The 25,284-nt window shown below is 68.6% G+C and carries 30 protein-coding genes; 27 read left to right on the plus strand and 3 right to left on the minus strand.

Annotation, left to right across the window (positions count from 1 at the left end):
• Position 1 precedes the first annotated feature (1 nt).
• The 7 genes from rplR (at position 2) to map (ending at position 4,873) form a co-directional block, all read left to right on the plus strand.
• Complete coding sequence (rplR, locus tag ACEXOR_RS03160) at positions 2–373, plus strand: 50S ribosomal protein L18 (RefSeq protein ID WP_374847937.1); 372 nt, start codon at positions 2–4, stop codon at positions 371–373.
• Positions 370–1,065: a 30S ribosomal protein S5 gene (gene rpsE / locus ACEXOR_RS03165; protein WP_374847938.1), complete on the plus strand. Its 696-nt coding sequence runs from the start codon at positions 370–372 to the stop codon at positions 1,063–1,065. The genes rplR and rpsE overlap by 4 nt, the downstream gene beginning before the upstream one ends.
• A complete protein-coding gene (gene rpmD, locus ACEXOR_RS03170) occupies positions 1,065–1,250 on the plus strand; it encodes a 50S ribosomal protein L30 (RefSeq protein WP_374848048.1) in 186 nt (61 codons plus the stop codon). The genes rpsE and rpmD overlap by 1 nt, the downstream gene beginning before the upstream one ends.
• A complete protein-coding gene (gene rplO, locus ACEXOR_RS03175) occupies positions 1,250–1,957 on the plus strand; it encodes a 50S ribosomal protein L15 (RefSeq protein WP_374847939.1) in 708 nt (235 codons plus the stop codon). Before rpmD ends, rplO begins: the two co-directional genes overlap by 1 nt.
• A gap of 134 nt (positions 1,958–2,091) precedes the next feature.
• Complete coding sequence (gene secY / locus ACEXOR_RS03180) at positions 2,092–3,414, plus strand: preprotein translocase subunit SecY (protein ID WP_374847940.1); 1,323 nt, start codon at positions 2,092–2,094, stop codon at positions 3,412–3,414.
• Entirely contained in the window at positions 3,411–4,010 is a 600-nt protein-coding gene (locus tag ACEXOR_RS03185) for an adenylate kinase (RefSeq protein WP_374847941.1), read from the plus strand. Before secY ends, ACEXOR_RS03185 begins: the two co-directional genes overlap by 4 nt.
• An 11-nt stretch (positions 4,011–4,021) precedes the next feature.
• The gene (gene map, locus ACEXOR_RS03190; RefSeq protein WP_374847942.1) at positions 4,022–4,873 is read left to right on the plus strand and encodes a type I methionyl aminopeptidase; all 852 of its coding nucleotides are present in this window, start codon (positions 4,022–4,024) and stop codon (positions 4,871–4,873) included.
• A 21-nt stretch (positions 4,874–4,894) separates the two neighbouring features.
• Here the strand turns inward: map and ACEXOR_RS03195 are convergent, their stop codons facing one another.
• Positions 4,895–6,826, minus strand: coding sequence for a BglG family transcription antiterminator (locus ACEXOR_RS03195; RefSeq protein WP_374847943.1), 1,932 nt, complete (start codon positions 6,824–6,826; stop codon positions 4,895–4,897).
• Positions 6,827–6,953: 127 nt separating this feature from the next.
• Between ACEXOR_RS03195 and ACEXOR_RS03200 the strand changes: the two genes are divergently transcribed.
• The 12 genes from ACEXOR_RS03200 (at position 6,954) to rplQ (ending at position 15,707) form a co-directional block, all read left to right on the plus strand.
• The gene (locus ACEXOR_RS03200; protein ID WP_374847944.1) at positions 6,954–7,319 is read left to right on the plus strand and encodes a PTS sugar transporter; all 366 of its coding nucleotides are present in this window, start codon (positions 6,954–6,956) and stop codon (positions 7,317–7,319) included.
• The gene (locus ACEXOR_RS03205) at positions 7,312–7,578 is read left to right on the plus strand and encodes an HPr family phosphocarrier protein (protein WP_374847945.1); all 267 of its coding nucleotides are present in this window, start codon (positions 7,312–7,314) and stop codon (positions 7,576–7,578) included. Before ACEXOR_RS03200 ends, ACEXOR_RS03205 begins: the two co-directional genes overlap by 8 nt.
• Complete coding sequence (gene ptsP, locus ACEXOR_RS03210; RefSeq protein ID WP_374847946.1) at positions 7,578–9,242, plus strand: phosphoenolpyruvate--protein phosphotransferase; 1,665 nt, start codon at positions 7,578–7,580, stop codon at positions 9,240–9,242. Before ACEXOR_RS03205 ends, ptsP begins: the two co-directional genes overlap by 1 nt.
• Positions 9,243–9,278: 36 nt before the next feature.
• Positions 9,279–10,871 carry a PTS mannitol transporter subunit IIBC gene (locus ACEXOR_RS03215; protein ID WP_374847947.1) on the plus strand — a complete coding sequence of 531 codons (1,593 nt, stop codon included), beginning with the start codon at positions 9,279–9,281 and terminating at the stop codon, positions 10,869–10,871.
• Between the two features lie 27 nt (positions 10,872–10,898).
• Positions 10,899–11,330, plus strand: a complete 432-nt coding sequence (locus ACEXOR_RS03220; protein ID WP_374847948.1) for a PTS mannitol transporter subunit IIA — start codon at positions 10,899–10,901, stop codon at positions 11,328–11,330.
• An 18-nt stretch (positions 11,331–11,348) separates the two neighbouring features.
• Entirely contained in the window at positions 11,349–12,500 is a 1,152-nt protein-coding gene (locus tag ACEXOR_RS03225; RefSeq protein ID WP_374847949.1) for a mannitol-1-phosphate 5-dehydrogenase, read from the plus strand.
• Between the two features lie 112 nt (positions 12,501–12,612).
• Positions 12,613–12,834, plus strand: coding sequence for a translation initiation factor IF-1 (gene infA / locus ACEXOR_RS03230; RefSeq protein WP_022883252.1), 222 nt, complete (start codon positions 12,613–12,615; stop codon positions 12,832–12,834).
• An 80-nt stretch (positions 12,835–12,914) separates the two neighbouring features.
• Positions 12,915–13,031: a 50S ribosomal protein L36 gene (rpmJ, locus tag ACEXOR_RS03235; RefSeq protein WP_066041129.1), complete on the plus strand. Its 117-nt coding sequence runs from the start codon at positions 12,915–12,917 to the stop codon at positions 13,029–13,031.
• Positions 13,032–13,175: 144 nt separating this feature from the next.
• Positions 13,176–13,553, plus strand: a complete 378-nt coding sequence (gene rpsM / locus ACEXOR_RS03240) for a 30S ribosomal protein S13 (protein ID WP_066041126.1) — start codon at positions 13,176–13,178, stop codon at positions 13,551–13,553.
• A gap of 34 nt (positions 13,554–13,587) precedes the next feature.
• The gene (gene rpsK, locus ACEXOR_RS03245) at positions 13,588–13,986 is read left to right on the plus strand and encodes a 30S ribosomal protein S11 (RefSeq protein ID WP_022896808.1); all 399 of its coding nucleotides are present in this window, start codon (positions 13,588–13,590) and stop codon (positions 13,984–13,986) included.
• A gap of 123 nt (positions 13,987–14,109) precedes the next feature.
• On the plus strand, positions 14,110–15,099 hold the full coding sequence (locus ACEXOR_RS03250) for a DNA-directed RNA polymerase subunit alpha (RefSeq protein WP_374847950.1): 990 nt from the start codon (positions 14,110–14,112) through the stop codon (positions 15,097–15,099).
• Between the two features lie 59 nt (positions 15,100–15,158).
• Positions 15,159–15,707, plus strand: a complete 549-nt coding sequence (rplQ, locus tag ACEXOR_RS03255; protein ID WP_374847951.1) for a 50S ribosomal protein L17 — start codon at positions 15,159–15,161, stop codon at positions 15,705–15,707.
• A 57-nt stretch (positions 15,708–15,764) separates the two neighbouring features.
• Here the strand turns inward: rplQ and ACEXOR_RS03260 are convergent, their stop codons facing one another.
• Positions 15,765–16,127, minus strand: a complete 363-nt coding sequence (locus tag ACEXOR_RS03260; protein ID WP_374847952.1) for a hypothetical protein — start codon at positions 16,125–16,127, stop codon at positions 15,765–15,767.
• A 48-nt stretch (positions 16,128–16,175) separates the two neighbouring features.
• Between ACEXOR_RS03260 and ACEXOR_RS03265 the strand changes: the two genes are divergently transcribed.
• From ACEXOR_RS03265 to glmM, 4 genes are all read left to right on the plus strand, one after another.
• Positions 16,176–17,063 (plus strand): tRNA pseudouridine synthase A, encoded by an 888-nt coding sequence (locus tag ACEXOR_RS03265; RefSeq protein WP_374847953.1) that lies wholly within the window; start codon positions 16,176–16,178, stop codon positions 17,061–17,063.
• A 163-nt stretch (positions 17,064–17,226) separates the two neighbouring features.
• Complete coding sequence (gene rplM / locus ACEXOR_RS03270) at positions 17,227–17,673, plus strand: 50S ribosomal protein L13 (RefSeq protein WP_374847954.1); 447 nt, start codon at positions 17,227–17,229, stop codon at positions 17,671–17,673.
• Between the two features lie 47 nt (positions 17,674–17,720).
• On the plus strand, positions 17,721–18,206 hold the full coding sequence (gene rpsI / locus ACEXOR_RS03275; protein WP_374847955.1) for a 30S ribosomal protein S9: 486 nt from the start codon (positions 17,721–17,723) through the stop codon (positions 18,204–18,206).
• 26 nt (positions 18,207–18,232) lie between these two features.
• Positions 18,233–19,597, plus strand: coding sequence for a phosphoglucosamine mutase (gene glmM, locus ACEXOR_RS03280; RefSeq protein ID WP_374847956.1), 1,365 nt, complete (start codon positions 18,233–18,235; stop codon positions 19,595–19,597).
• Between the two features lie 9 nt (positions 19,598–19,606).
• On the opposite strand, the gene coaA is transcribed toward glmM, so the two are convergent.
• Complete coding sequence (gene coaA, locus ACEXOR_RS03285; protein WP_374847957.1) at positions 19,607–20,557, minus strand: type I pantothenate kinase; 951 nt, start codon at positions 20,555–20,557, stop codon at positions 19,607–19,609.
• A gap of 108 nt (positions 20,558–20,665) precedes the next feature.
• On the opposite strand from coaA, the gene glmS reads away from it, so the two are divergent.
• From glmS to alr (ACEXOR_RS03305), 4 genes are read left to right on the plus strand one after another with little or no spacing between them, the layout of a single operon-like run.
• Positions 20,666–22,513 carry a glutamine--fructose-6-phosphate transaminase (isomerizing) gene (glmS, locus tag ACEXOR_RS03290; RefSeq protein WP_374847958.1) on the plus strand — a complete coding sequence of 616 codons (1,848 nt, stop codon included), beginning with the start codon at positions 20,666–20,668 and terminating at the stop codon, positions 22,511–22,513.
• 6 nt (positions 22,514–22,519) lie between these two features.
• On the plus strand, positions 22,520–22,879 hold the full coding sequence (locus ACEXOR_RS03295) for a holo-ACP synthase (RefSeq protein ID WP_374847959.1): 360 nt from the start codon (positions 22,520–22,522) through the stop codon (positions 22,877–22,879).
• Complete coding sequence (gene alr, locus ACEXOR_RS03300) at positions 22,876–23,988, plus strand: alanine racemase (protein WP_374847960.1); 1,113 nt, start codon at positions 22,876–22,878, stop codon at positions 23,986–23,988. Before ACEXOR_RS03295 ends, alr (ACEXOR_RS03300) begins: the two co-directional genes overlap by 4 nt.
• A complete protein-coding gene (gene alr, locus ACEXOR_RS03305) occupies positions 23,985–25,160 on the plus strand; it encodes an alanine racemase (protein ID WP_374847961.1) in 1,176 nt (391 codons plus the stop codon). The genes alr (ACEXOR_RS03300) and alr (ACEXOR_RS03305) overlap by 4 nt, the downstream gene beginning before the upstream one ends.
• Positions 25,161–25,284 lie beyond the last annotated feature (124 nt).

Below are 25,284 nucleotides of genomic sequence, written 5' to 3' on the forward strand. Positions count from 1 at the left end.
CATGGCTACTGTCATCAGAGGAAAGTCGAAGTCCGCAGCACGCGCACGTCGTCACACCCGCCTTCGCAAGAAGGTGGAGGGTACGCTCGCGCGTCCCCGCCTGGTCGTCACCCGTTCGGCCCGTCACGTCTTCGTGCAGGTTGTCGACGACAGCCAGGGTCACACCCTCGCATCGGCCTCGACTCTCGAGACCGACCTGCGTTCGTTCGACGGCGACAAGACCGCCAAGGCCCGCAAGGTCGGCGAGCTCGTCGCCGAGCGCGCGAAGCTCGCCGGTGTCGAAGCCGTCGTGTTCGACCGCGGTGGCAACCGCTACGCGGGTCGTGTCGCGGCCGTCGCCGATGGAGCACGAGAGGGTGGTCTGAGCCTGTGAGCACCGAAACCAACAAGGAGCAGGACGTGGCAGCAGTTGCCGAAGCCCCCGTGGAGACCGCCGCGTCTTCGGGGTCGAACCAGAGCGAGCCTCGCGAGGCTCGTCGTGGCGGTCGCGAGCGCAGCCCGAGCCGTGGCGACCGTGGAGGACGTGACTCCGACAAGAGCAACTTCCTCGAGCGCGTCGTCACCATCAACCGCGTCTCCAAGGTCGTGAAGGGTGGTCGTCGCTTCAGCTTCACCGCCCTCGTGGTCGTCGGAGACGGCAACGGGCTGGTGGGCGTCGGCTACGGCAAGGCCCGCGAGGTCCCCACCGCCATCTCGAAGGGCGTCGAGGAGGCGAAGAAGAACTTCTTCCGCGTTCCTCGTGTCGGCAACACCATCCCGCACCCCGTGCAGGGTGAGGCGGCCGCCGGTGTGGTCCTCCTTCGTCCGGCTGCCGCCGGTACCGGTGTTATCGCCGGTGGCCCGGTGCGCGCCGTCCTCGAGTGCGCCGGCATCCACGACATCCTGTCGAAGTCGCTCGGCTCGTCGAACACGATCAACATCGTGCACGCCACCGTCGAGGCACTGCAGCAGCTCGAAGAGCCGCGCGCCGTCGCCGCCCGTCGTGGCCTCGCCTTCGACGAGGTCGCTCCGGCCCGCCTCGTGCGCGCCGAGCAGGACGCACTAGCAGCGAAGGCAGGTGCATGATGGCCTCGCGCCTGAAGGTGACCCAGATCAAGTCCAAGATCAGCGAGAAGCAGAACCAGCGGGACACGCTGCGCAGCCTCGGACTGAAGCGCATAAATGACGTCGTCGTGCGCGAAGACAACGCCCAGAACCGTGGATACGTGCGTACCGTCGCACACCTGGTGAAGGTCGAGGAGATTGACTAATGGCTGAAGAAGAAGCCAAGGAGACCGCCAAGGCGGCTCCGAAGAAGGCTGCGGCCCCCAAGGCCGCCGCTCCCAAGAAGGCTGCTGCCCCCAAGGCCGCCGCGTCGACGGAGAAGGCCGAGAAGGCTGAGAAGGCTCCCGCCAAGGCTGCTGCCCCCAAGAAGGCCGCAGCTCCCAAGGCCGGCGCCGCCGAGACGACGGCTCCGGCCGCCGCCAAGGCTCCCGCGGCGAAGGCGGCCCCCAAGGCCGACGAGACCGCCGCCGCCCGTGAGCACGTGCTCAAGGTGCACCACCTCCGTCCCGCTCCCGGCTCCAAGAAGGCGCGTACCCGCGTCGGCCGCGGTGAGGGCTCGAAGGGTAAGACGGCCGGCCGTGGCACCAAGGGCACCAAGGCCCGCTACACGGTGCGGATCGGCTTCGAGGGTGGCCAGATGCCGCTGCACATGCGCACCCCGAAGCTGCGCGGCTTCAAGAACCCGTTCCGCGTCGAGTACCAGGTCGTGAACCTGGACAAGCTCGCGGAGCTCTACCCGGCCGGTGGAGATGTCACCATCTCCGACCTGGTCGCCAAGGGCGCGGTTCGCAAGAACGAGAAGGTCAAGGTTCTGGGCGATGGCGACATCGCTGTGAAGCTGACCGTCGCGGTCGACAAGGTCTCCGGCTCCGCTGAGCAGAAGATCGTCGCCGCGGGTGGGTCCGTCAAGTAACGAGAACCACCGACCGGTGACCCGATTCACGGCCCCGACACAGATGCGACTTCAGAATGAGGTAGCCTGTCGAGGCCACGAATCGGGTCACCGGCTTTCTTGGCATTGAGCCACACGAACGCAGGAGGCCCTTTTTGTTCAAAGCCGTCGCGAGGATCTTCCGTACGCCGGATCTCCGCAGAAAGATTGGCTTCACGCTCGGCATCGTCGCGCTGTTCCGTCTCGGATCGTTCATCCCCGCCCCCTTCGTGGACTTCGGGAACGTCCAGACTTGTTTGGCCGCGAACCAGGGCACCTCGGGCCTCTACGAGCTCGTCAACCTCTTCTCGGGTGGCGCGCTCCTCCAGCTGTCGATCTTCGCGCTGGGGATCATGCCGTACATCACGGCCTCGATCATCGTGCAGCTGCTGCGCGTGGTCATCCCTCACTTCGAGACCCTCTACAAGGAGGGCCAGGCCGGCCAGAGCCGCCTGACGCAGTACACGCGCTACCTCACCATCGCGCTCGGCGTGCTGCAGTCCACCACGCTCATCACCGTCGCCCGGTCGGGTGCCCTCTTCGGCACCTCCACGGTCGCGGAGTGCGGCCAGCTCATCACCAACGACGCCTGGTACGCCATCCTGCTCATGGTCATCACCATGACGGCCGGTACCGGCGTGATCATGTGGATGGGCGAGCTCGTCACCGAGCGCGGCATCGGCAACGGCATGTCGCTGCTGATCTTCACCTCGATCGCCGCCCGCTTCCCCGAGTCGCTCTGGCTCATCGCGCAGACCAAGGGCTTCGAGACCTTCCTTCTCGTGCTGGTGGTCGGGCTCGTGGTCGTGGGCCTCGTGGTGTTCGTCGAGCTCTCGCAACGGCGGATCCCGGTGCAGTACGCCAAGCGGGTCGTCGGCAGGCGAACGTACGGCGGCAACAACACCTACATCCCGATCAAGGTGAACATGGCGGGCGTGGTGCCGGTGATCTTCGCGTCATCGCTGCTCTACCTGCCCGCGCTGATCGCGCAGTTCAACCAGCCCGCAGCCGGGCAGGCCCCGGCCGGCTGGGTGACCTGGATCAACAACTACCTGGTGCGCGGCGATCACCCGCTGTACATGCTGCTGTACTTCCTGCTCATCGTGGGCTTCACCTACTTCTACGTCGCGATCACCTTCAACCCCGAAGAGGTCGCCGACAACATGAAGAAGTTCGGTGGATTCATCCCCGGCATCCGTGCCGGTCGCCCCACGGCCGAGTACCTCGACTACGTGCTCACCCGCATCACGCTGCCGGGCTCGATCTACCTCGGTTTGATCGCTCTCCTACCGCTGATAGCGCTGGTGGCGGTGGGGGCCAACCAGAACTTCCCGTTCGGTGGCGCCTCCATCCTCATCATCGTGGGTGTCGGCCTCGAGACCGTGAAGCAGATCGACTCGCAGCTGCAGCAGCGCCACTACGAGGGCCTGCTGCGATGACGGATGGCGCGAGTAGCGAGACCGGTTCGCTGCGGCTGCTGCTGATCGGTCCACCCGGGGCCGGCAAGGGCACCCAGGCAGCCCGTCTGTCGGCGGCCTACGCCATCCCGGCCATCTCGACGGGTGACATCTTCCGTGAGAACGTGAAGAACGGCACCGAGCTGGGTGTGAAGGCGAAGACCTACATGGATGCCGGTCAGTACGTGCCGGATGCGCTCACCAACGACCTGGTGCGCGACCGGCTCCAGCAGCCAGACACGGTCGACGGATTCCTGCTCGACGGATACCCGCGAACCCTGCAGCAGGTGGAAGAGCTCGACGACATCCTCGGCGTCTCGGGAGCCTCGCTCGACGCGGTGGTGGTGTTGACCGCCGACAACGACGAGGTGGTGCGTCGTCTGCTCAAGCGCTCCGCGGAGCAGGGGCGTAGCGACGACACCGAAGAGGTCATCCGCAAGCGGCTCGACGTCTACACCGAGCAGACGGCTCCGCTCGTCGAGGTATACAGCTCGCGCGACCTCGTGGTGACGGTCGACGGCCTCGGCGAGATCGACGAGGTCACCGGCCGCATCATCGCCGCCCTCGCCGACCGCTGAGCGGTCGATCGATGATCGGACGCAACAAGGGCATCTACAAGACCCCGGCTGAACTGCGCCTCATGGTGGAGCCGGGGCTGGTGACGGCGGCGTCTCTTCGCGCGGTGCGCGAGGCCATCCGCCCGGGTGTCTCGACGCTCGAGCTCGACGCCATCGCCGATCGCACCATCCGCTCGCTCGGGGGAGTGTCCAACTTCCAGATGGTGCCCGGGTACCGCCACACCGTGTGCACCTCGGTGAACGACGACATCGTGCACGGCATCCCGGGCGGTCGCATCCTGCAGCCGGGCGACATCGTCTCGATCGACTCCGGCGCCGACGTGGGCGGCTGGAACGGCGACTCCGCCATCACCGTGGTTCTCGACGATCCCGCCCGCCCCGACGTGGTGGCGGCCCGGCGGCTGCTCTCCGACGTCACCGAGCAGTCGCTCTGGCACGGCATCGCGCGGCTGGCCACCGCCCGCCACCTGAACGAGGTGGGCGAGGCCATCGAAGAGTTCGTCGAGGAGCATCCGTCGACGGCCGACGGGGCCGTCTACGGCATCCTCACCGACTACATCGGGCACGGCATCGGCCGCAGCATGCACGAGGCGCCGCCGGTGTTCAACTACCGCGTGCGTCAGCGCGGGCCCGAGGTGAAACCAGGGCTCGTGGTGGCGATCGAGCCGATGATCACCGCCGGCACCACCGAGACCTACGTGCGCGACGACGAGTGGACGGTGGCTTCGGCCGACGGCAGCATGGCGAGCCACTGGGAGCACTCGGTGGCGGTGCACGCGGGCGGCATCTGGGTGCTGACCGCCGAAGACGGCGGCGCGGCGGCCCTCGCGCCGTTGGGCGTCACGCCCGTGCCGATTCCCTGACACTGGCTGTTTCGAGGCGGGTCAGGTGTCCATGACGTGCACGAGCTCGTCGATGAACGAGGCGAAGTCGGTGGCGCGTCGCACGATGCGCTGCACGTCGTCGCGTTCGGAGAACACCTCGACGAGCTGATCGAACACGGTCTGGAAGGCCTTGCGGCCGCTCGCGCTGAACGCGAAGAGGGCGATCACGTTCACCCGGTTCTCGCCCCAGGTCATCGGTGTCTCGTTGACCACGATGGCGATCGCCGTGCGGCTCGCGCTCATCGCCATGGCGTGCGGCACGGCGATGGTGTCGGTGAAGGCCGTCGACGACATGCGCTCGCGCTCGATCGCGCCATCCACGTATGACTCGTCGATGATGCCGAGCGACACCATCGAGGCCCCGAGCGTGCGGATCATGGCGGCCTCGTCGCCGGCGTGCAGGTTGCGGTGGAAGAGCCGCTCGTCGAAGTACTGCAGCAGCTCGTCCTTCAGCTGCATGCGGCGACGGTGCCGGCGCACGGTGGTGATGGCGCGGCGCACCGCCTCGAAGTCGGCGTCGGTGATGAACGGCTGGATGACCACGACGTTGTCGCGCGGCGCCGGCACCGTGATGGTGGTCACCACGATGTCGGAGGACAGGGCGGCCCAGTCGACGTCGGACCGGGTGATGACGACGTCGACCTGCAGTTCCGACCCGAGCTCGGCCTCGAGCCGCTGGCGCAGGATGAGGTGCATGTCGTAGTAGTTCGGGCACACGATGGCGCAGGTCACCCGCTCCTCGCGCAGGTTCTGGCGCTCGAGGTGCGAGCCGACGTGCAACGCGATGTAGGCGATCTCGTCGTCGTTGATGACGATGCCCTCCCGGCGCTGGATCTGGCTGGCGATGAACACCGCGAGCTCATAGATCATCGGGAACGTGCTCTTGATCGACCGCGTCATCGGGTTGCGTGAGAACGAGTTGCCCTGCGCCCGGGCCACCAGGTTGCGGATGTGCAGGCTCAACCGCACGATGAAGTCGTCGTCGTCGAGGTCGACGAGGTACTCCTGGCTGGCCAGGCGCACGATCTCGCGCATGGCGGTGAGGTCGTCGGGTTCGAGGTAGTTGTCGGCGACGGATGCGGTGGGCTCGTCGTGCCCCGGCGTGAGCACCCGGGTGGTCAGGAGCACCGAGAGATAGGCGAGCTCACGCACGCTCAGCTCCGCGTCGAAGTGGGCGCGCACGAGGCCGTCGAGCTGCGCGGCGATCTCGCGGATGGCATCGGTGACCCCTCGTTCCGCCTCCTCCTCGGCCGGGCCGATCGACTGCTTCTTCGCCACCCGGTCGACCGCGATCGCGATGTGCAGCAGCACGTTGTTGATGGAGTACTCGTTGACGAAGAAGCCGTTGCCGTCGAGCATCCGCACGAGATCGGCCTTGAACGCCGAGAGGTCGCCCGACAGGAATTCGCGCTGGATGTTCTGCAGGTCGAGGAAGCCCTGGGCGCTCTCGTCGCGGAAGATGCGGCTGAGCAGTCGGCGTCGGTTCAGCTCGGAACCGACGAGCGTCGCAACGCTGCCCCGCCGGCCGAGCCGGAGTCCGGCCTCCTCGACGAGCAGCTTGGCCTTGCGGAGATCGGCCTCGACGGTCGACTCCGACACGAACATGCGGGCGGCGAGGTCATAGACGTCGAGGCCGTCGGGGGCGTCGCCGAGACCGCGGATGATGGCGTGCACCCGCTCGCGGGGGCTGCCCGGCTCGGCATCTCGTGACCGCAGATCGGTGACGAACGCGGCGTAGGCATCCCGATTCAATCGATAGCCGCTCGTCGACGACGCGATGACCTCGAGCGGCCGGGCAGCGTTCTTCACGCTCGTGACGTAGCTGCGCACGCTGCGGGTGGTCACCCCGAGACGGTCGGCGAGCTCGCCGGCGGTGACCCAGTCACCGGCTTCGGCGAGGTGCTCCAGCAGTCGCTCGTACTTCGCAGTCATCACCAATCACCCTAGGCGTTCCGCACCGGGCGGGGTCTTCCTAGGGGCAGGAAGGAAAGCTGCTGGATACCGCGACGGCGGTGGCGCAGACTTGCCGGAGATCGAAGCAGGACGCGAGGAGGCGTGCGTGGACAGGGTGCTGATCGTCTGCGGTGCAGGAGCATCGAGCACTTTTCTGGCGGTCCGGCTGCGCCGTGCCGTGCGCGCCCGTGGCCTCGATCTGGTCGTCGAAGCGGGCACGGTGCTCGATCTGGACGCCCAGCTCCCGGCGACGCGCATCCTGCTGGTCGGCCCCCACCTCAGCGCTCGTTTCGACGACGTGCACGAGCGTGCCGCCGAGGCGGGAGCGGTCGCCGCACTCCTTCCCGACAGCGTGTTCGGGGCGGATGGCGCCGAGATCGCCGCCGACATCGTGACCGGGCTGCTCGCAGCCCCGCCCACCCCGATCGTGCCGCTCGCGGCCGAGCAGACACAGGAGAACCACCATGGCTGAACGAACCGTCGAACTGGCATCCAAGCACGGGCTGCACGCCCGGCCGGCCACCATCTTCACGCAGACCGTCGCGAAGTCGGGCCTGCCCGTGCAGATCGCGAAGAACGGCAAGGCCGTGAACGCCGCGAGCATCCTGGGCGTCATCTCGCTCGGCATCGAGCACGGCGACACCGTGACCCTGGTCTCCGAAGCCCCCGAGTCCGACGCCCTGCTCGACGAGCTGGCGACGCTGCTGGGCACCGACCTGGACGCCGAGTGATGGCCGCCTCGACGCTCACCGGCACCGGTATCGGCCGCGGCATCGCTGTGGGCCCCGTGCTCCGGATGCCCGACCCGCTGCCCGAGCCCGACGAGACGCCCTCGGCGCTGACCCCCGACGCCGAGAAGGAGCGCGCCCGCGCCTCGCTCGCGGCCACCGCCGCCATCATCCGCCACCGCGGGGAACGCGCCGGCGGTTCGGCCAAGGACGTGCTCGAAGCGCAGGCCTTCATGGCCGAGGACCCGACGCTCATCGACGACATCGGCGTGCGGCTCGACTCGGGCAAGACGGCCGAGCGCGCCGTGTTCGAAGCGTTCGCCTCGTTCCGCGACCTGCTCGTGAGCATGGGCGGCTACATGGGGGAGCGCGCCACCGACCTCGACGACGTGTCGCAGCGCGTGGTGGCCCACCTCCGCGGTGTCTCCGCTCCCGGCGTGCCCGATCCCGACTATCCCTTCGTGCTGGTCGCCCGCGACCTGGCTCCGGCCGACACCGCGCTGCTGGACCTCTCGAAGGTGCTCGCGCTCGTGACGAGCGACGGCGGACCCACCTCGCACACCGCCATCCTGGCCCGCGAGAAGTCGATCGTCGCCGTGGTGGGCGTGGCCGACGCGCTGTCGCTGGCCGACGGCACCGAGATCGTGGTCGATGCCTCGACCGGCGCCGTGTCGGTCGAGCCGAGTGCCGAGGAGCGGTCTGCTGCTCTCGCGAAGGCGGCGGAGCTGAAGGCGGCCCGCAATGCGGCCACCGGCCCCGGCGCCCTCGCCGACGGCACCCCCGTGCCCCTCCTGGCCAACCTCGGTTCGGCCGACGGTGCCGCCGACGCCCTGGAGAAGGGTGCCGAGGGTGTCGGCCTGTTCCGCACCGAGTTCCTCTTCCTCGACTCGGCCAGCGCGCCCACCGTCGAGGACCAGACGGCGCAGTACACCCGCCTGCTCGAGGCCTTCGCCGGCAAGAAGGTGGTCGTGCGTGCTCTGGATGCGGGGGCCGACAAGCCCCTCAGCTTCTTGAACGACGCACCCGAGGAGAACCCCGCGCTGGGCCTCAGAGGCCTGCGTGCCCTTCGGGCCAACGAGCCCATCCTGCGCGACCAGCTCGCGGCCCTCGCCGCCGCCGACGCGGCGACCGACGCCGACGTCTGGGTGATGGCCCCGATGGTGTCGACGGTCGAGGAGACCCGCTACTTCACCGCCCTCGCCCGCGAGGCCGGGCTGAAGACGGCCGGCGTGATGGTGGAGGTGCCGTCGTCGGCGCTGCTCGCCGACCGCATCCTGACCGATGCTGACTTCGCCTCGATCGGCACGAACGACCTCACCCAGTACACCCTCGCGGCCGACCGGCTGCTCGGCTCGGTCGCCTCGTTCCAGGACCCGTGGCATCCGGCGGTGCTCAAGCTCGTCGGCGAGGTCGGCAAGGCCGGGCGGATCACCGGGAAGCCCGTGGGCATCTGCGGTGAGGCCGCCGCCGATCCTCTTCTCGCCGTGGTGCTCGTGGGCCTCGGCGCCACCACGCTCTCCATGTCGCCGTCGGCCCTCGCTGACGTGCGCGCGGAGCTCGCCCGCTTCACGCTCGCCGAAGCCCAGCACTTCGCCGAGCTGGCCCTCTCGGCGAACAGCGCCGTCGAGGCCCGTGGAGCGGTCACCACCGCAGCAGCAACCAAGTAACACCCTCCCTACACCCACACGAATGGAGCAGTCGTCATGACAACGACGTCAGAAGCAAAGACCGGAGGGGGAGCGCGCGTTCGCGTGCAGCGCTTCGGCACCTTCCTCTCGGGCATGGTCATGCCCAACATCCCGGCGTTCATCGCCTGGGGTCTCATCACCGCCCTGTTCATCGCCACCGGCTGGCTGCCGAACGGCATCCTCGGCGGATTCGGCAATGCCGACGTGATCGGCTGGTCGGGAGCGGCCACCGCGCTCGCCCAGGCGGACGACGGTACGACCTTCCCGCAGTACGTCGGGCTCGTCAGCCCGATGATCACGTACCTGCTGCCGCTGCTGATCGCCAACACCGGTGGCCGCATGGTCTACGGCGCGCGCGGCGGCGTGGTGGGCACCATCGCCACGATGGGTGTGATCGTCGGTGCCGACATCCCGATGTTCATCGGCGCGATGATCATGGGGCCGCTCGGCGCGTACCTGATCAAGCAGATCGACAAGATCTGGGCCGGCAAGATCAAGGCCGGCTTCGAGATGCTGGTCGACAACTTCTCCTCGGGCATCCTCGGCGCCCTCCTCGCCGTCGCGGGCTTCTTCGGCATCGCCCCGGTCATCCAGGGCCTGTCGAAGGCCCTCGAGACCGGTGTGGACTGGCTCATCTCCGCCGGTCTGCTGCCGCTGGCCTCGATCCTGGTCGAGCCGGGCAAGGTGCTGTTCCTGAACAACGCCATCAACCACGGCGTCTTCACCCCGCTGGGCGTGCAGCAGGTGGCGGAGCAGGGCAAGTCGGTGCTGTTCCTGATCGAGGCGAACCCCGGCCCCGGCCTCGGCATCCTGCTCGCCTTCTCCATCTTCGGCATCGGTCTCGCCAAGGCGAGCGCCCCCGGTGCGATCATCATCCAGTTCTTCGGCGGCATCCACGAGATCTACTTCCCGTACGTGCTGTCGAAGCCCATGGTCATCCTGGGCGCCATCGCCGGTGGCGCCACCGGCGTGGCCGTGAACGTGCTCTTCCAGACCGGTCTGCGTGCGCCGGCATCGCCCGGCAGCATCTTCGCGGTGCTGCTGCAGACGGCGCCGGACAGCTACATCGGCGTCATCCTCTCGGTGATCGCCGCGGCGGCGGTGTCGTTCCTGGTGACCGCGGTCATCCTGCGGGCCAGCCGCAAGCGCGACCTCGAGAGCGAGAACGCCGGCGACCTGTCGGCCGCGGTCGCCAAGACCCAGGCCAACAAGGGCAAGGAGAGCTCGGTGCTCGGAACCCTGGGCGCCGAGGGTGTTCCGGCCCGCGACGCCGAGGCGGTGGCCGAGGAGACCTCGCTGCTCACCGACGCCCGTCCGATCTCGAACATCGTGTTCGCCTGCGACGCGGGCATGGGATCGAGCGCCATGGGCGCATCCGTTCTCCGGAATAAGATCAAGAAGGCCGGCATCGAGGGCGTGACCGTGGTCAACAAGGCCATCGCGAACCTCGAGGACGACGTCGATCTCGTGATCACGCAGCGCGAGCTCACGCCGCGCGCCCAGCAGCGCACCCCGAGTGCGGAGCACGTGTCGGTCGACAACTTCATGAACAGCCCTCGTTACGACGAGGTCATCGAGAAGCTGAAGAACCAGCACGCCGCCAACTAGGCGACGCGCACGACGAAGGAGGAGCCCATGTCCGTCATCGAAGCCTCGCAGATCCGTCTCGACGGCACCGCGCGCACCAAGGAAGAGGCCATCCGAGAGGCCGCCGACATCCTGGTGGCCGCCGGTGCGGTGGAGGCCGGCTACCTGGACTACATGCTCCAGCGTGAGGCGACGGTCTCGACGTACATGGGCAACTTCCTCGCCATCCCGCACGGCACGAACGAGGGGAAGGACACGATCCTCGACTCCGCGCTCTCGTTCGTACGGTACGACGAGCCGTTGGACTGGGGTGGCGAGCAGGTGCGGTTCGTCGTGGGCATCGCCGGCAAGGACGGCGGGCACATGGACATCCTCACCAAGATCGCCATCGTGTTCAGCGACGAGGACGAGGTGGCGAAACTGCTCGCCGCCTCCAGCGCCGATGAGGTCCTCCAGATCCTCGGCGACGTGAACGACTAACAGACCTAGGAGCACCAGATGAAGGCCGTTCACTTCGGCGCAGGAAACATCGGCCGCGGATTCGTGGGGCTGATCCTCCACGACGCGGGCTACGAGCTCGTCTTCGCCGACGTGAACGCCGAGCTGATCGACGCTCTCGCCGCCTCGACGAGCTACGACGTGCACGCGGTGGGCGAGAACTCGTCCGTCAAGACGGTGACCGACTACCGTGCGCTGAACAGCGCCGCCGACGAGGATGCGGTGGTCGCGGAGATCGCGACCGCCGACGTGGTGACCACCGCGGTGGGCCCGAACATCCTGAGGTTCGTGGCTCCCGTGATCGCCAAGGCTCTCCAGGCCCGCGACGACGCGCTCGCGCCGCTGACCGTGATGGCGTGCGAGAACGCCATCAACGCCACCGACGTGCTGAAGGGCGAGATCGTGGGCCGGCTCGACGGGGGAGAGGCGTCGGACGCCTTCGCGCGCGCCGTGTTCGCCAACACCGCCGTCGACCGCATCGTGCCCAACCAGGAGCCAGGCCACGGCCTCGACGTGACCGTGGAGGACTTCTTCGAGTGGGCCATCGAGTCCGGCCCGTTCGGCGACCGTCTGCCGACGATCCCGGATGCGCACTTCGTCGCCGATCTGGCCCCCTACATCGAGCGGAAACTGTTCACCGTCAACACGGGCCACGCCACGACGGCCTACCACGGCTGGGTGGAGGGGGCCACGACGCTGGCCGACGCCCTCGCGATCCCCGCGGTGTTCACCGAGGTGAAGGCCGTGCTGGAGGAGACCAAGACGCTCCTCGTGGCCAAGCACGAGTTCGACCCGGCGACCCAGGAGGCGTACCTGGAGAAGAACCTGGTGCGCTTCGCCAACCCGGCGCTCACCGACACCCCGGAGCGGGTGGGGCGCCAGCCGCTGCGCAAGATCAGCCGGCACGAGCGCTTCATCGGGCCCGCGGCCGAGCTCGCCGAGCGGGGCCTGCCGTACGTGGCCCTGCTGCGTGCGGTGCGCGCCGCCCTGCGCTTCGACGCTCCGAGCGACCCTCAGGTGGCTGAGCTCGCCGAGCTGCTGGCGTCGTCGACTCCGGAGGAGTTCGCCGAGCGGGCCTGCGGGATCACACCCGCGCATCCGCTCTTCGCCGACCTCGTCGGTACTATCCGATCGGTCGACGCATTTCGTTGATTGATCGACGGCGATTCGTAGTGTAAGCTCGATCTTTGGTGTTTTCGGCCCATTTTCAGTGGGCTGAACCTCCGCACGACCAGCAGAATCTATTTTTAGTGACAGTGAGGCTATGGCCAAAAAAGACGGTGTTATCGAGATCGAGGGCGCAGTCGTCGAGGCTCTCCCGAACGCAATGTTCCGGGTGGAATTGACGAACGGCCACAAGGTGCTTGCCCATATCTCGGGCAAGATGCGTCAGCACTACATCCGCATCCTTCCTGAGGACCGCGTGATCGTGGAGTTGAGCCCTTACGACCTCACCCGTGGCCGGATCGTCTACCGCTACAAGTAATGCCCACTTCGGTGGCGGCTGGAAAGTAACGGCCCGACGGCACTCCGACGGGTACGAGGACAGCGAAGAAAGAAATCACAATGAAGGTCAACCCCAGCGTCAAGCCCATCTGCGAGCACTGCCGCATCATCCGCCGTAACGGCCGAGTGATGAACATCTGCAAGAGCAACCCGCGCCACAAGCAGCGCCAGGGCTGAACACCCCGCCGTCATCCGTGACGGCGACAACTAATGGCAGTGTCAGATGCCGCCCGGTGAGAACCGGGCGGCGGACACCTTCGGTCGGAGGCCGGAGCACATTCACTGTCACAGACCTCCACTCATCAACAGGAGATAGCCACAATGGCACGTCTAGCAGGAGTTGACATTCCCCGCGACAAGCGCGTGGAAGTTGCCCTCACGTACATCTACGGGGTCGGCCGCACGCGCGCGCTGAAGACCCTCGCCGACACCGAGATCTCGGGCGACATCCGCGTCAAGGATCTCTCCGACGACCAGCTGGTCGCTCTCCGCGACTACATCGAGGGCAACTACAAGGTGGAGGGTGACCTCCGCCGCGAGGTCGCCGCCGACATCCGCCGCAAGGTCGAGATCGGCTCCTACGAGGGTGTTCGCCACCGCAAGGGACTCCCCGTGCGCGGACAGCGCACCAAGACCAACGCTCGCACCCGTAAGGGCCCGAAGCGCACCGTCGCCGGCAAGAAGAAGGCCGGCCGCTAAGCGCGCCGACTGACCAGGATTCCAGGAGATATACATGGCAACCCCCAAGTCGGCCGTTCGCAAGCCGCGCAAGAAAGAGAAGAAGAACGTCGCCGTGGGCCAGGCCCACATCAAGTCGACCTTCAACAACACCATCGTGTCGATCACCGACACCACCGGTGCCGTCATCAGCTGGGCTTCCTCGGGTGGCGTCGGCTTCAAGGGCTCGCGCAAGTCGACCCCGTTCGCCGCGCAGCTCGCTGCCGAGTCGGCCGCCCGCCAGGCTCAGGAGCACGGCATGAAGAAGGTCGACGTCTTCGTCAAGGGCCCGGGTTCCGGTCGCGAGACCGCGATCCGTTCGCTCCAGGCCGCCGGCCTCGAGGTCGGTTCGATCAACGACGTCACCCCCCAGGCGCACAACGGATGCCGTCCGCCCAAGCGCCGCCGCGTGTGATCCTTTCGCACTGAACCACCGACGGGGTGCCCCAGGGCGCCCCGTCGGTGAGGTCGTTCTCCACAACTCAATACCTCTGCACATGAGCGTCATATAGCGGACGCTCAGCCGAAAGGAATAACAGTGCTCATTGCACAGCGCCCAACTCTCACCGAAGAGAACATCTCGGAGTTCCGCTCGCGGTTCATCATCGAGCCGCTCGAGCCCGGCTTCGGCTACACCCTCGGCAACTCGCTCCGCCGCACCCTGCTGTCCTCCATCCCCGGCGCTGCTGTCACGAGCATCCGCCTGGACGGCGTGCTGCACGAGTTCAGCACCATCCCCGGTGTGAAGGAAGACGTCACCGAGATCATCCTGAACGTGAAGGGCCTCGTCGTCTCGAGCGAGCACGACGAGCCGATCACCGCGTACCTGCGCAAGCACGCCTCCGGTGAGGTCACCGCGGCCGACATCTCGGCTCCGGCCGGTGTCGAGATCCACAACCCCGACCTCGTCATCGCGACCCTGAACGACAAGGCGAAGTTCGAGCTGGAGCTCATCATCGAGCGCGGCCGCGGCTACGTCTCGGCGACCCAGAACCGCAGCGAGTTCTCCGAGGCCGGTCAGATCCCGATCGACTCGATCTACTCGCCCGTGCTCAAGGTCACCTACCGCGTCGAGGCCACCCGTGCCGGCGAGCGCACCGACTTCGACCGCCTCGTGGTCGACGTCGAGACCAAGCCGGCCATCTCGCCGCGCGACGCGATCGCTTCGGCCGGCCGCACGCTGACCGAGCTGTTCGGCCTCGCCCGCGAGCTGAACACCCAGGCCGAGGGCATCGAGATCGGCCCCGCGCCGGTCGACGCCGTTCTCTCCTCGGAGCTCTCGGTTCCGATCGAGGACCTCGACCTGTCGGTGCGTTCGTACAACTGCCTGAAGCGCGAAGGCATCAACACGGTGTCGGAGCTCGTCGCCCTCTCGGAGACGCAGCTCATGAACATCCGCAACTTCGGCCAGAAGTCGGTCGATGAGGTGAAGGACAAGCTCGTCGAGCTCGGCCTGTCACTGAAGGACACCGTTCCCGGTTTCGACGGCGCCCACTTCTACGGCGGCTACGACGAAGAGAACGTCTGAGACGTTCTCCCGCCTGCCCCGACTCACCTGATCAACTGACTCACTTCTGGAGATAAGAAATGCCCAAGCCAACCAAGGGACCCCGTCTCGGCGGCGGACCGGCACACGAGCGCCTGCTCCTCGCCAACCTGGCTGCCGCCCTGTTCACACACAAGAGCATCAAGACCACCGAGACCAAGGCCAAGCGCCTGCGTCCGGTCGCTGAGCGCCTGATCACCTTCGCGAAGCGTGGAGACCTCCACGCCCGTCGTCGCGTGCTCGGCGTCATCGGCGACAAGTCGGTCGTCCACGAGCTCTTCACCGAGATCGCTCCGCTCGTCGCGGAGCGTGACGGCGGCTACACCCGCATCACGAAGCTCGGCTTCCGCAAGGGCGACAACGCCTCGATGGTGCAGATCGAGCTCGTGCTCGAGCCGGTGACCCCGAAGCGCAAGTCGGCCAAGCCGGCTGCCGCTGCGGCCCCCGTGGCGGCCGAGCCCGAGGCCGAGGTCGTCGAGGAGGCTCCGGCCGACGAGACCGCCGAGGCGCCCGAGGCGGAGGAGACCGCCGAGGCTGCCGACGCCGAGGCTCCCGCCGAGAAGACCGCGTCGGAGTCCGACGCCAAGTAGTCCTCCGGCTGCCGTACGAAGGCCCCGCACCCGCAAGGGTGGCGGGGCCTTCGTCGTCTAGTCCGGATCGCCTCGACCCAGGATGCTGGTCAGCTCACCCCGGGCGAACAGATCCGCGAGCGCCCGAATCATCCCGTGCAATCCCGCAGACCGGACGATCACGGAGTCCGCGCAGGCGAAGTACCCGCCGTCGTTCGCGTCGCCGGACTCGGCCCAGAGCTGCATCAGCCGCCCGACTTCGTCGTACGTGAACATGGTGGCCGTCCACACGGTGTCATCGGGCAGACGCACCTCGATGTCGACGTTGTCGAGGGTCGTGAGATCCGTATCGGCTCCCGCGATGACTGCGAAGTCCAGTCCCGCCGCGTGGATGCGATAAACCGGCCCATCCCAGACACCGAGCTGCTGAGGAATCGTCATGTGAGCATGGTAGTCGGCCGCGACGTCCAGCCGCGTAAAATACCTCACGTGGTCGAGAACGGAACGGGGCAGTGGCGGCTCCGCCTCGACATCGCGTACGACGGCACCGATTTCGTGGGCTGGGCGAAGCAGCCGGGCCTGCGTACGGTGCAGGGCGTGCTCGAGGAGGTGCTGGCGACGCTGTTCCGTCGCTATCCGCCGGCACCGCAGCTCTTCGTGGCCGGCCGCACGGATGCGGGGGTGCACGCCACCGGGCAGGTCGCGCACCTCGACCTCCACGACGCGCAGCTGCGCAGCCTCCGCCGGCGTGGCGACGACGCCACGACCATGGCGCCCGACGCCCTCGCGCGACTGCTCGGCCAGCGGGTCAACGGCATCCTCGGCGCCGACTCCGACGTGCTCGTGCAGGCCTCCAGCATCGCCCCGCCCGGTTTCGACGCCCGTTTCTCGGCCGTCTGGCGGCGCTACCGCTACCGGGTCAGCGACCCGACGGGGGCCCGCGACCCGCTGTTGCGGCGAACGACCGTGCGGCATCCGGCCGTTCTCGATCTCGACGCGATGGATGCGGCGGCCCAGGCGCTGCTCGGGCTGCACGACTACGCCACGTTCTGCAAGCCACGGGCCTTCTCGACCACGGTGCGCACCCTCCAGTCGTTCGACTGGCGGCGGGACGACGACGGGGTGCTCGTGGCCTCGCTGCAAGCCGACGCCTTCTGTCACAGCATGGTGCGCTCGCTGGTGGGTGGCACGGTGTCGGTGGGCGACGGCTCGTTGTCGGGCGCCGACCTGGTGCGGTTGCGCGACGAACGGATGCGCACGGGGGAGTTCCTGGTGATGCCCGCGAAGGGCCTGGTACTCACCGAGGTGGGGTATCCGGCCGACGACGAGCTGCAGACGCGGGCGCTCCAGACCAGGGCGCGTCGCGAGCTCATTTGACCGCTCGGGTGGTATCGCCTATCCTTGATCTTTGGTGTCCGTGCCTCGTGCCGTTCGCCCGTAGTTGAGCCCTCCATCGGCTGCCTTGCGACTGATCCAGTTCGCAAGACCCACCGGAGCGGGATTCACGAACTCCTCACTCGAACAAGAAAGCAGCACTACTGTGACGCGTACTTACACTCCCAAGGCCAGCGAGGTCCAGCGCGGCTGGGTCGTCATCGACGCCACCGACGTGGTTCTCGGCCGTCTGGCCAGCCACGCCGCAGCGATCCTCCGCGGCAAGAACAAGGCGACCTTCACGCCTCACATGGACATGGGCGACTTCGTCATCATCGTGAACGCCGACAAGGTCGCGCTCACCGGTTCGAAGCTGGCTCAGAAGAAGGCCTACCGCCACTCCGGCTACCCGGGCGGCCTGCGCGCCGTCGGCTACGCCGAGCTGCTCGAGAAGAACCCCGAGCGCGCCGTCGAGAAGGCCATCCGCGGCATGCTGCCGAAGACCTCCCTCGGTCGCGACCAGTTCCGCAAGCTGAAGGTCTACGCAGGTGGAGAGCACCCCCACGCTGCCCAGCAGCCCACCACGTACACCATCGACCAGGTCGCCCAGTAGCGTCCCGCGTTCGTTCAGCAGACTCAGACAAAGGACTCATCACTACCGTGGCGAAAATCGCAGATCAGATCGACGTGGCTCCCGAGAGCTACTCCACCGAGACCCCGGCCGACGAGGCGCCCCGCGCGCCCCGTGCCGTTCTCAACGTCTCCGGCGCAGCCGTGGGCCGTCGCAAGCAGGCCATCGCCCGCGTGCGTCTGGTTCCCGGTGCCGGCACCCTCACGGTCAACGGCCGTGAGTTCGCGCACTACTTCCCGAACAAGCTGCACCAGCAGCTGATCACCGACCCCTTCAAGGTGCTCGACCTGATCGGCTCCTACGACGTGGTCGCCAAGATCACCGGTGGTGGCCCCTCGGGCCAGGCCGGTGCGCTGCGCCTCGCCATCGCCCGTGCGCTGAACGAGATCGACCGCGAGAACAACCGCGCTCAGCTCAAGAAGGCCGGCTTCCTCACCCGTGACGCCCGCGTCATCGAGCGCAAGAAGGCCGGTCTCAAGAAGGCCCGTAAGGCGTCGCAGTTCTCGAAGCGCTAGTCGCTCTTCGGCTCTACGCTTAGCCTATGGCTCGCCTTTTCGGCACCGATGGGGTGCGTGGGCTCGCGAACCAAGACGTCACGGCCGACCTCGCCCTGCGCATCGCGCAGGCGGGCGCCCGCGTTCTTGGTTCCGCGGCCCGGGCCGCCGGTCGACGACCGGTTGCCGTGGTCGCCCGCGACCCCCGTCAGTCAGGTGACTTCATCGCAGCGGCTGTCTCAGCCGGTTTCGCCAGCTCCGGCGTCGACGTTCTCGACGCCGGAGTGCTGCCGACTCCCGCTGCTGCTTTTCTGATCGCCGACATCGGCGCGGACTTCGGCGTCGTGATCTCGGCGTCGCACAATCCGGCGCCCGACAACGGCATCAAGTTCTTCGCCGCGGGTGGCAAGAAGCTCCCCGACGACGTCGAGATCGCCATCGAGGCGGCGCTGGAGCATCCGCAGCTCACGCCGCTCGGTGCCGACATCGGGCGCATCAAGCGCTTCGCCGACGCCGAAGACCGCTACGTGGTGCATCTGCTCACCACGCTGCCGCACCGTCTCGACGGGCTGCACGTGGTGCTCGACTGCGCCCACGGTGCGGCTGCCGGGGTGTCGCCGGAGGCGTTCAACCAGGCGGGCGCCCGCATCACCGTGATCGGCAACGACCCCGACGGCATGAACATCAACGACGGCGTCGGGTCGACCCACCTGGAGCAGCTCGCCGAGGCCGTCGTGGCCGCGGGAGCCGACGCCGGCATCGCCCACGACGGCGATGCCGACCGCTGTCTCGCCGTCGACGCCGACGGCAACATCATCGACGGCGACCAGATCATGGCCATCCTCGCCCTCGCCCAGGCCGACCGAGGAGAACTACGCGAGAACACCCTCGTGGCCACGGTGATGTCGAATCTCGGCCTCAAGGTGGCGATGGCCAAGCACGGCATCTCCATGCTCGAGACCAAGGTGGGCGACCGCTACGTGCTCGAGGCCATCAACGACCGCAACCTCAGCCTCGGCGGAGAGCAGTCAGGGCACATCATCTTCGCCGACCACGCCACGACGGGAGACGGCATCCTCACCGGTCTGCAGCTGCTCAGCCGCATGGCGGCCACCGGGCAGACCCTCGCCCAGCTCGCGAGCGTGATGAAGGTGTACCCGCAGACGCTGGTGAACGTGCGCGGCGTCGACCGCGACGGCGTGGCCACCGATTCCGTGCTGGCCACCGCTGTCGCCGAGGCCGAGGCCGACCTCGGCGAGACCGGGCGGGTGCTGCTGCGCCCCTCGGGCACCGAGCCGCTCGTGCGCGTGATGGTGGAGGCCGGAGACCAGGCCACCGCCGACCGGATCGCCGAGTCGCTCGCCGAAGTGGTGCGTCAGCGCCTGTCGACCGGGGTCGAGCGCCGCATCTGACGGGGCGCTCTACAGCTTGCGGAGCAGCACCTTGCTGACCGTGTGGTCGGCGTCCTTCCGCAGCACGAGGGTGGCGCGCGACCGGGTGGGCCGCACGTTCTCCATCAGGTTCGGCAGGTTGATCGACTTCCAGATGGTGCGCGCCGTCTCGCGGGCCTCGCCCTCCGACAGGCTCGCGTAGCGGTGGAAGTACGACTTCGGGTTCGTGAACGCGCCGCGCTGCAGGTCGAGGAAGCGGCTCTCGTACCAGCTCGCGATGTCAGTGGTGCGCGCATCCACGTACACCGAGAAGTCGAACAGGTCGCTCACCGCCAGCCGGTTGCTCGCGGGCGGCTGCAGCACGTTCAAGCCCTCCACGATCAGGATGTCGGGCTGCCGCACGACGATCTGGGCTTCGGGCACGATGTCGTAGCTGAGGTGGGAGTAGAACGGCGCCCGCACCTCGGGATTGCCGCTCTTCACCGCGGTGACGAAGCGCAGCAGGGCGCGCCGGTCGTACGACTCGGGAAATCCCTTGCGCGACATCAGGCCGCGCCGCTCGAGCTCGCGGTTGGGCAGGAGGAAGCCATCGGTGGTGACGAGCTCGACCCGGGGGGTGTCCGACCAGCGGGCCAAAAGCTCGCGCAGCAGCCTGGCGGTGGTCGACTTGCCCACGGCGACCGACCCGGCCACGCCGATCACGAACGGGGTCGACTTCGCGGTCTCGCCGAGGAAGTCGGTGGTGGAGCGGTGGAGCTGCTTCGCGCTGGCCGCATAGAGGTTGATCAGCCGGGCCAGCGGCAGGTAGACCTCGGTGACCTCACGGAGATCGAGGGGGTTGCCGAGACCGCGCAGCTGCACGATCTCGGTCTCGAGCAGGGGGAGCGGGGTCGTCGGTGCGAGGGCCGCCCAGTGCGCCCGGTCGAACTCGACGAAGGGGCTGAACTGCGCGCTTCCGGATGACGCTGCGGAATCGGGCATAGGGCCCTATTCTGCCCGATCGACGGATGCGGCCGGCACCGGACGCCACGGACCCGGCCGGTCCGGCCTCCTGCCGGGTGCCAGGAACCCTCGGCTAAACTCGGGACCATGTGTGGAATCGTGGGTTATGTCGGCAGCAACAGCAGCATCGAGGTGCTCCTCGGCGGGCTGCGCCGGCTGGAGTACCGCGGTTACGACTCCGCCGGAGTGGCCGTGATCGGTGCCGACGGCACGCTGTCCACCCGCAAGCGCGCGGGCAAGCTGGCGGTTCTCGCCGGCGACCTCGAGGCGAACCCGATCGCCGACGGCCAGACCGGCATCGGGCACACGCGCTGGGCGACGCACGGCGGCCCCACCGACGTGAACGCCCATCCGCATCTCTCGGCCGACGGCCGGATCGCGCTGATCCACAACGGCATCATCGAGAACTTCGCCGGGCTCAAGCAGGAGCTGCTCGACGACGGCTTCGAGTTCGAGAGCGAGACCGACACCGAGGTGGCCGCCAAGATGCTCGGTGCCGAGTACGAGGTGGGAGACGGCCTCGCCGCCGCGCTCGGCCGGGTCGTGTCGCGCCTCGAGGGAGCGTTCACCCTGCTCGCCGTGCACCAGGACGAGCCGAACGTGGTGGTCGGTGCGCGCCGCAACTCGCCGCTCGTGATCGGCCTGGGCGACGGCGAGAACTTCCTCGGCAGCGACGTGGCCGCCTTCGTGGAGCACACCCACCGTGCGCTCGCCATCGGGCAGGACCAGATCGTGGTGATCACTCCCGACGAGGTGACCGTCACCGACTTCGACGGTGAGCCCGTGGAGACCCAGGAGTTCGAGGTGTCGTGGGACGCCTCGGCCGCGGAGAAGGGCGGCTGGTCGAGCTTCATGGCGAAGGAGATCAGCGAGGAGCCCGAAGCGGTGGCCAACACCATCCTCGGCCGCGTGGTCGACGGCGCCGTCGTGCTGCCGGAGCTCGAGGGTCTCGACGAGATGCTCGCCGGCATCGACCGCGTGATCGTGATCGCCTGCGGAACGGCCAGCTACTCCGGCCTCGTGGGCAAGTACGCCATCGAGAAGTGGGCCCGCGTGCCCGTGGAGGTCGAGCTGTCGCACGAGTTCCGCTACCGCGAGCCCGTGCTCAACGAGCGCACGCTGGTGGTGTCGATCAGCCAGTCGGGCGAGACCATGGACACGCTGATGGCCGTGAAGTACGCCATCGCCAATGGCGCCCGCACCCTCTCGATCTGCAACACCCAGGGCGCCACCATCGCCCGCGAATCGGATGCCGTGGTCTACACGCACGCCGGCCCCGAGGTGGCCGTCGCGTCGACCAAGGCCTTCGTGGCCCAGATCACCGCGCTGTACCTGTTCGGCCTGCACCTGGCCCGCGTGCGCGGTGCGCTCGACCCGGAGACCGCGGCGAACCAGCTCGCCGAGCTGCAGAGCATCCCCGACAAGATCGCCCAGGTGCTCACCAACGGCGAGGAGATCACCCAGCTCGCCAAGTGGATGTCGGACAGCCGGGCCGTTCTCTTCCTCGGCCGCCACGTGGGCTACCCCATCGCGCTCGAGGGCGCCTTGAAGCTCAAGGAGCTCGCCTACATCCACGCCGAGGGCTTCGCCGCGGGCGAGCTCAAGCACGGGCCGATCGCCCTGATCGAGCCGGGCCAGCCCGTGTTCGTGATCGTGCCGAGCCCGCGCGACCCGAACTCGCTGCACGCGAAGGTCGTGTCGAACATCCAGGAGATCCGGGCGCGTGGCGCCCGCATCCTGGCCATCGCCGAGGAAGGCGACGTGGCCGTGCTGCCGTTCGCCGACGAGGTCATCCGCATCCCCCTCGCCGCCCCCCTGTTCGAGCCGCTGCTCACGGTCATCCCGCTGCAGCTGTTCGCGATGGAGTTGGCCACGGCGAAGGGGCTCGACGTCGACCAGCCGCGCAACCTCGCCAAGTCGGTCACGGTCGAGTAGGCCGCGGTGATCGTCGGAGTCGGAGTCGATCTGGTCGACGTCGCCCGGTTCGAGCGCGCGCTGGTGAAGACCCCGCGCCTTCGCGACCGGTTGTTCACGCCGGGCGAGCGCGACCTGCCGGTTCGTTCGCTCGCGGCGCGGTTCGCCGCGAAGGAGGCCCTGATCAAGGCCGTGGGGCACTCGACCGCCTTCCGCTGGCACGACATGGAGGTCGTCTCGAACGACGACCGAAACCCGTCGCTCGAGGTGGCGGGCGGCGTGGCCTCGGCCCTCGCCGAGATCGGCGCCGAGCGGCTGCACCTGAGCATGACCCACGACGGCGGCAATGCCATCGCCTTCGTGGTGGCCGAGAGCAGCGGGGCATGACCGCGCCCGCGCTCCGCCGGGCGCACATCGACACGGATGCGCTGCGCCGCAACGCCGCCGCCGTGATCGAGCGGGTCGCCCCGGCCGCCGTGATGGCCGTGGTGAAGGCCGACGGCTACGGTCACGGAGCGGAACGCACAGCCCGGGCCGCGCTCGAGGGCTGCGCGAGCTGGCTCGGCGTCGCCGACGTCGACGAAGCCCTGACGCTGCGGGATGCCGGCATCACCGCCCCGGTGCTCGCCTGGTTGCATGCGCCCGATCCCGACTTCGGCGAGGCGGTGGCCGCCGACGTGACCCTCGGGGTCAGCACCCTCCGGCAGCTCGAGCGGGCGGCCGAGGCCGGCAGCCGGCGTGTGCCGGCGCGACTGCACCTCAAGATCGACACCGGCCTCGGCCGGAACGGTGCCGGACGCGCCGACTGGGCGGAGTTCTTCGCCACCGCGAAGCGGGCCGAGGACTCCGGTGCCGTCGTGGTGGAGGGCCTCTTCAGTCACCTCTCGAACGCGTCCGACGACGACGACCGCGCCCAGCTGACCGCCTTCGAGGAGGCGACCGGCCTGGCGCGAGACGCCGGCCTCTCGCCGTCGCTGCGGCACCTCGCGTCGACCGCGGGCGCCCTGCGGCTGCCGGAGACCCGGCTCGACCTGGTGCGGCTGGGCATCGGGCTCTACGGACTCTCGCCCTACGACGACCGGGCCTCATCCGACCTCGGGCTCGTGCCCGCGATGCGCGTGGAGACGCGACTCATCTCGGTGAAGCGGGTGGCGGCCGGAACAGGGGTGTCGTACGGCTACACCTACCGGCCCGGCTCCGACTCGTGGTTGGGACTGGTTCCGCTGGGGTACGCCGACGGCATCCCGCGGCATGTGTCCAACCGGGGGAACGTGTGGATCGACGGCCAGGTGCACCGCATCGTGGGGCGGGTGGCGATGGACCAGTTCGTGGTCGACCTGGGAGACCACGAGGCGGCCGTGGGTGACCGCGTGGTGCTGTTCGGCGACCCGGCCGCAGGGTACCCGGGCGCCGACGACTGGGCCGAGGCCGCCTCGACCATCAACTACGAGATCGTGACGCGGCTGGGCCGCCGGGTGCAGCGGGTGGAGTCATGAGCGACGACGTGGAGGGCGTGAGCGGCGCCGGGCGCCGGGAGGCTGCTCCACTGCGGCGCGCGCTGATCGATCTCGACGCCTTCCGGCACAATGTGCGCACGCTCTCCGAGCTCGCGCGGCCCGCCGAGACGATGCTCGCGGTGAAGGCGGACGCCTACGGCCACGGCATGGTGCCGCTCGCCCGCGCCGCACTCGAGTCGGGGGCGACCTCGCTCGCCGTGCTCGACATCCCGGCCGCCCTGGTGCTGCGCGAGGCGGGCATCACCGCTCCGATCTTTGCCTGGATGCACGACCCCGACGCCCGGTTCGGCGAGGCCGCCGAGGCCGACATCGACCTCGGCATCTCGGCAGTCTGGCAGCTGGACGCGATCGCCGCGGCCGGGGCGTCGAACGCGCCGCGGGTGCACCTCAAGATCGATACCGGCCTGAGCCGGAACGGTGCCACCGAGGCCGACTGGCCCGACCTGGTGCGCTCGGCGCTGGCGCACCACGAGGCGGGCGCCGTTCGGTTGCACGCCGCGTGGTCGCACCTCGCCGACGCCTCGGCCGCCGACGACGCCGCCGCTCTCGCCCGGCTGCACCGTGCCGTGGCCGTGGCCGAAGAACTCGGCGCGCGCTTCGAGCGGCTGCATCTCGCGGCCAGCTCCGCGGGCATCCGTGAGCCGGAGGCGCGGCTGGACATCGTGCGCTTCGGCATCGCCGCCTACGGCATCTCGCCCTTCGACGACCAGAGCGCGCGCGACCTCGGCCTCCGTCCGGTGATGACGCTCACCGCGCCGGTCGTCTCGACCAAGCGCGTGCCCGCCGAGCACGGGGTGTCGTACGGGCTCACCTACCGCACGGGCGGCGAGTCGACCCTGGCCCTGGTTCCGCTCGGCTACGCCGACGGCATCCCGCGCATCGCCGGGGGCCGCGCCTCGGTGTGGGTGAACGGCCGCCGCTATCCGATCGCCGGGCGCATCGCGATGGACCAGTTCGTGATCGACGTGGGCGACGACGAGGTCGCCCCGGGCGACGAGGTGGTGGTGTTCGGCGAGGGCGATCGCGGCGAGCCGACGGCCGAGGAGTGGGCCGGGTTCGCCGACACCATCGGCGACGAGATCGTGGCCCGGGTGGGCGCACGGGTGCAGCGCGTCTATCTGGAGGGTGACCGGCAAGGAGGCGGGGCGTGAGCGCGGAAGCGGGCGTCGGGTCGTCGCCGGATGCCGTGGCGGACCGCCTCACCGCCCTCGCCGGGTCGCTCGGCGCCGAGGTGCAGGCAGGGGCGATCGAGCTCGCGATCGACGACCCCGAGCG

The sequence above is a fragment of the Herbiconiux liangxiaofengii genome (genome assembly GCF_041927335.1).
In the GTDB taxonomy this organism is placed as follows: Bacteria; Actinomycetota; Actinomycetes; order Actinomycetales; family Microbacteriaceae; genus Herbiconiux; species Herbiconiux liangxiaofengii.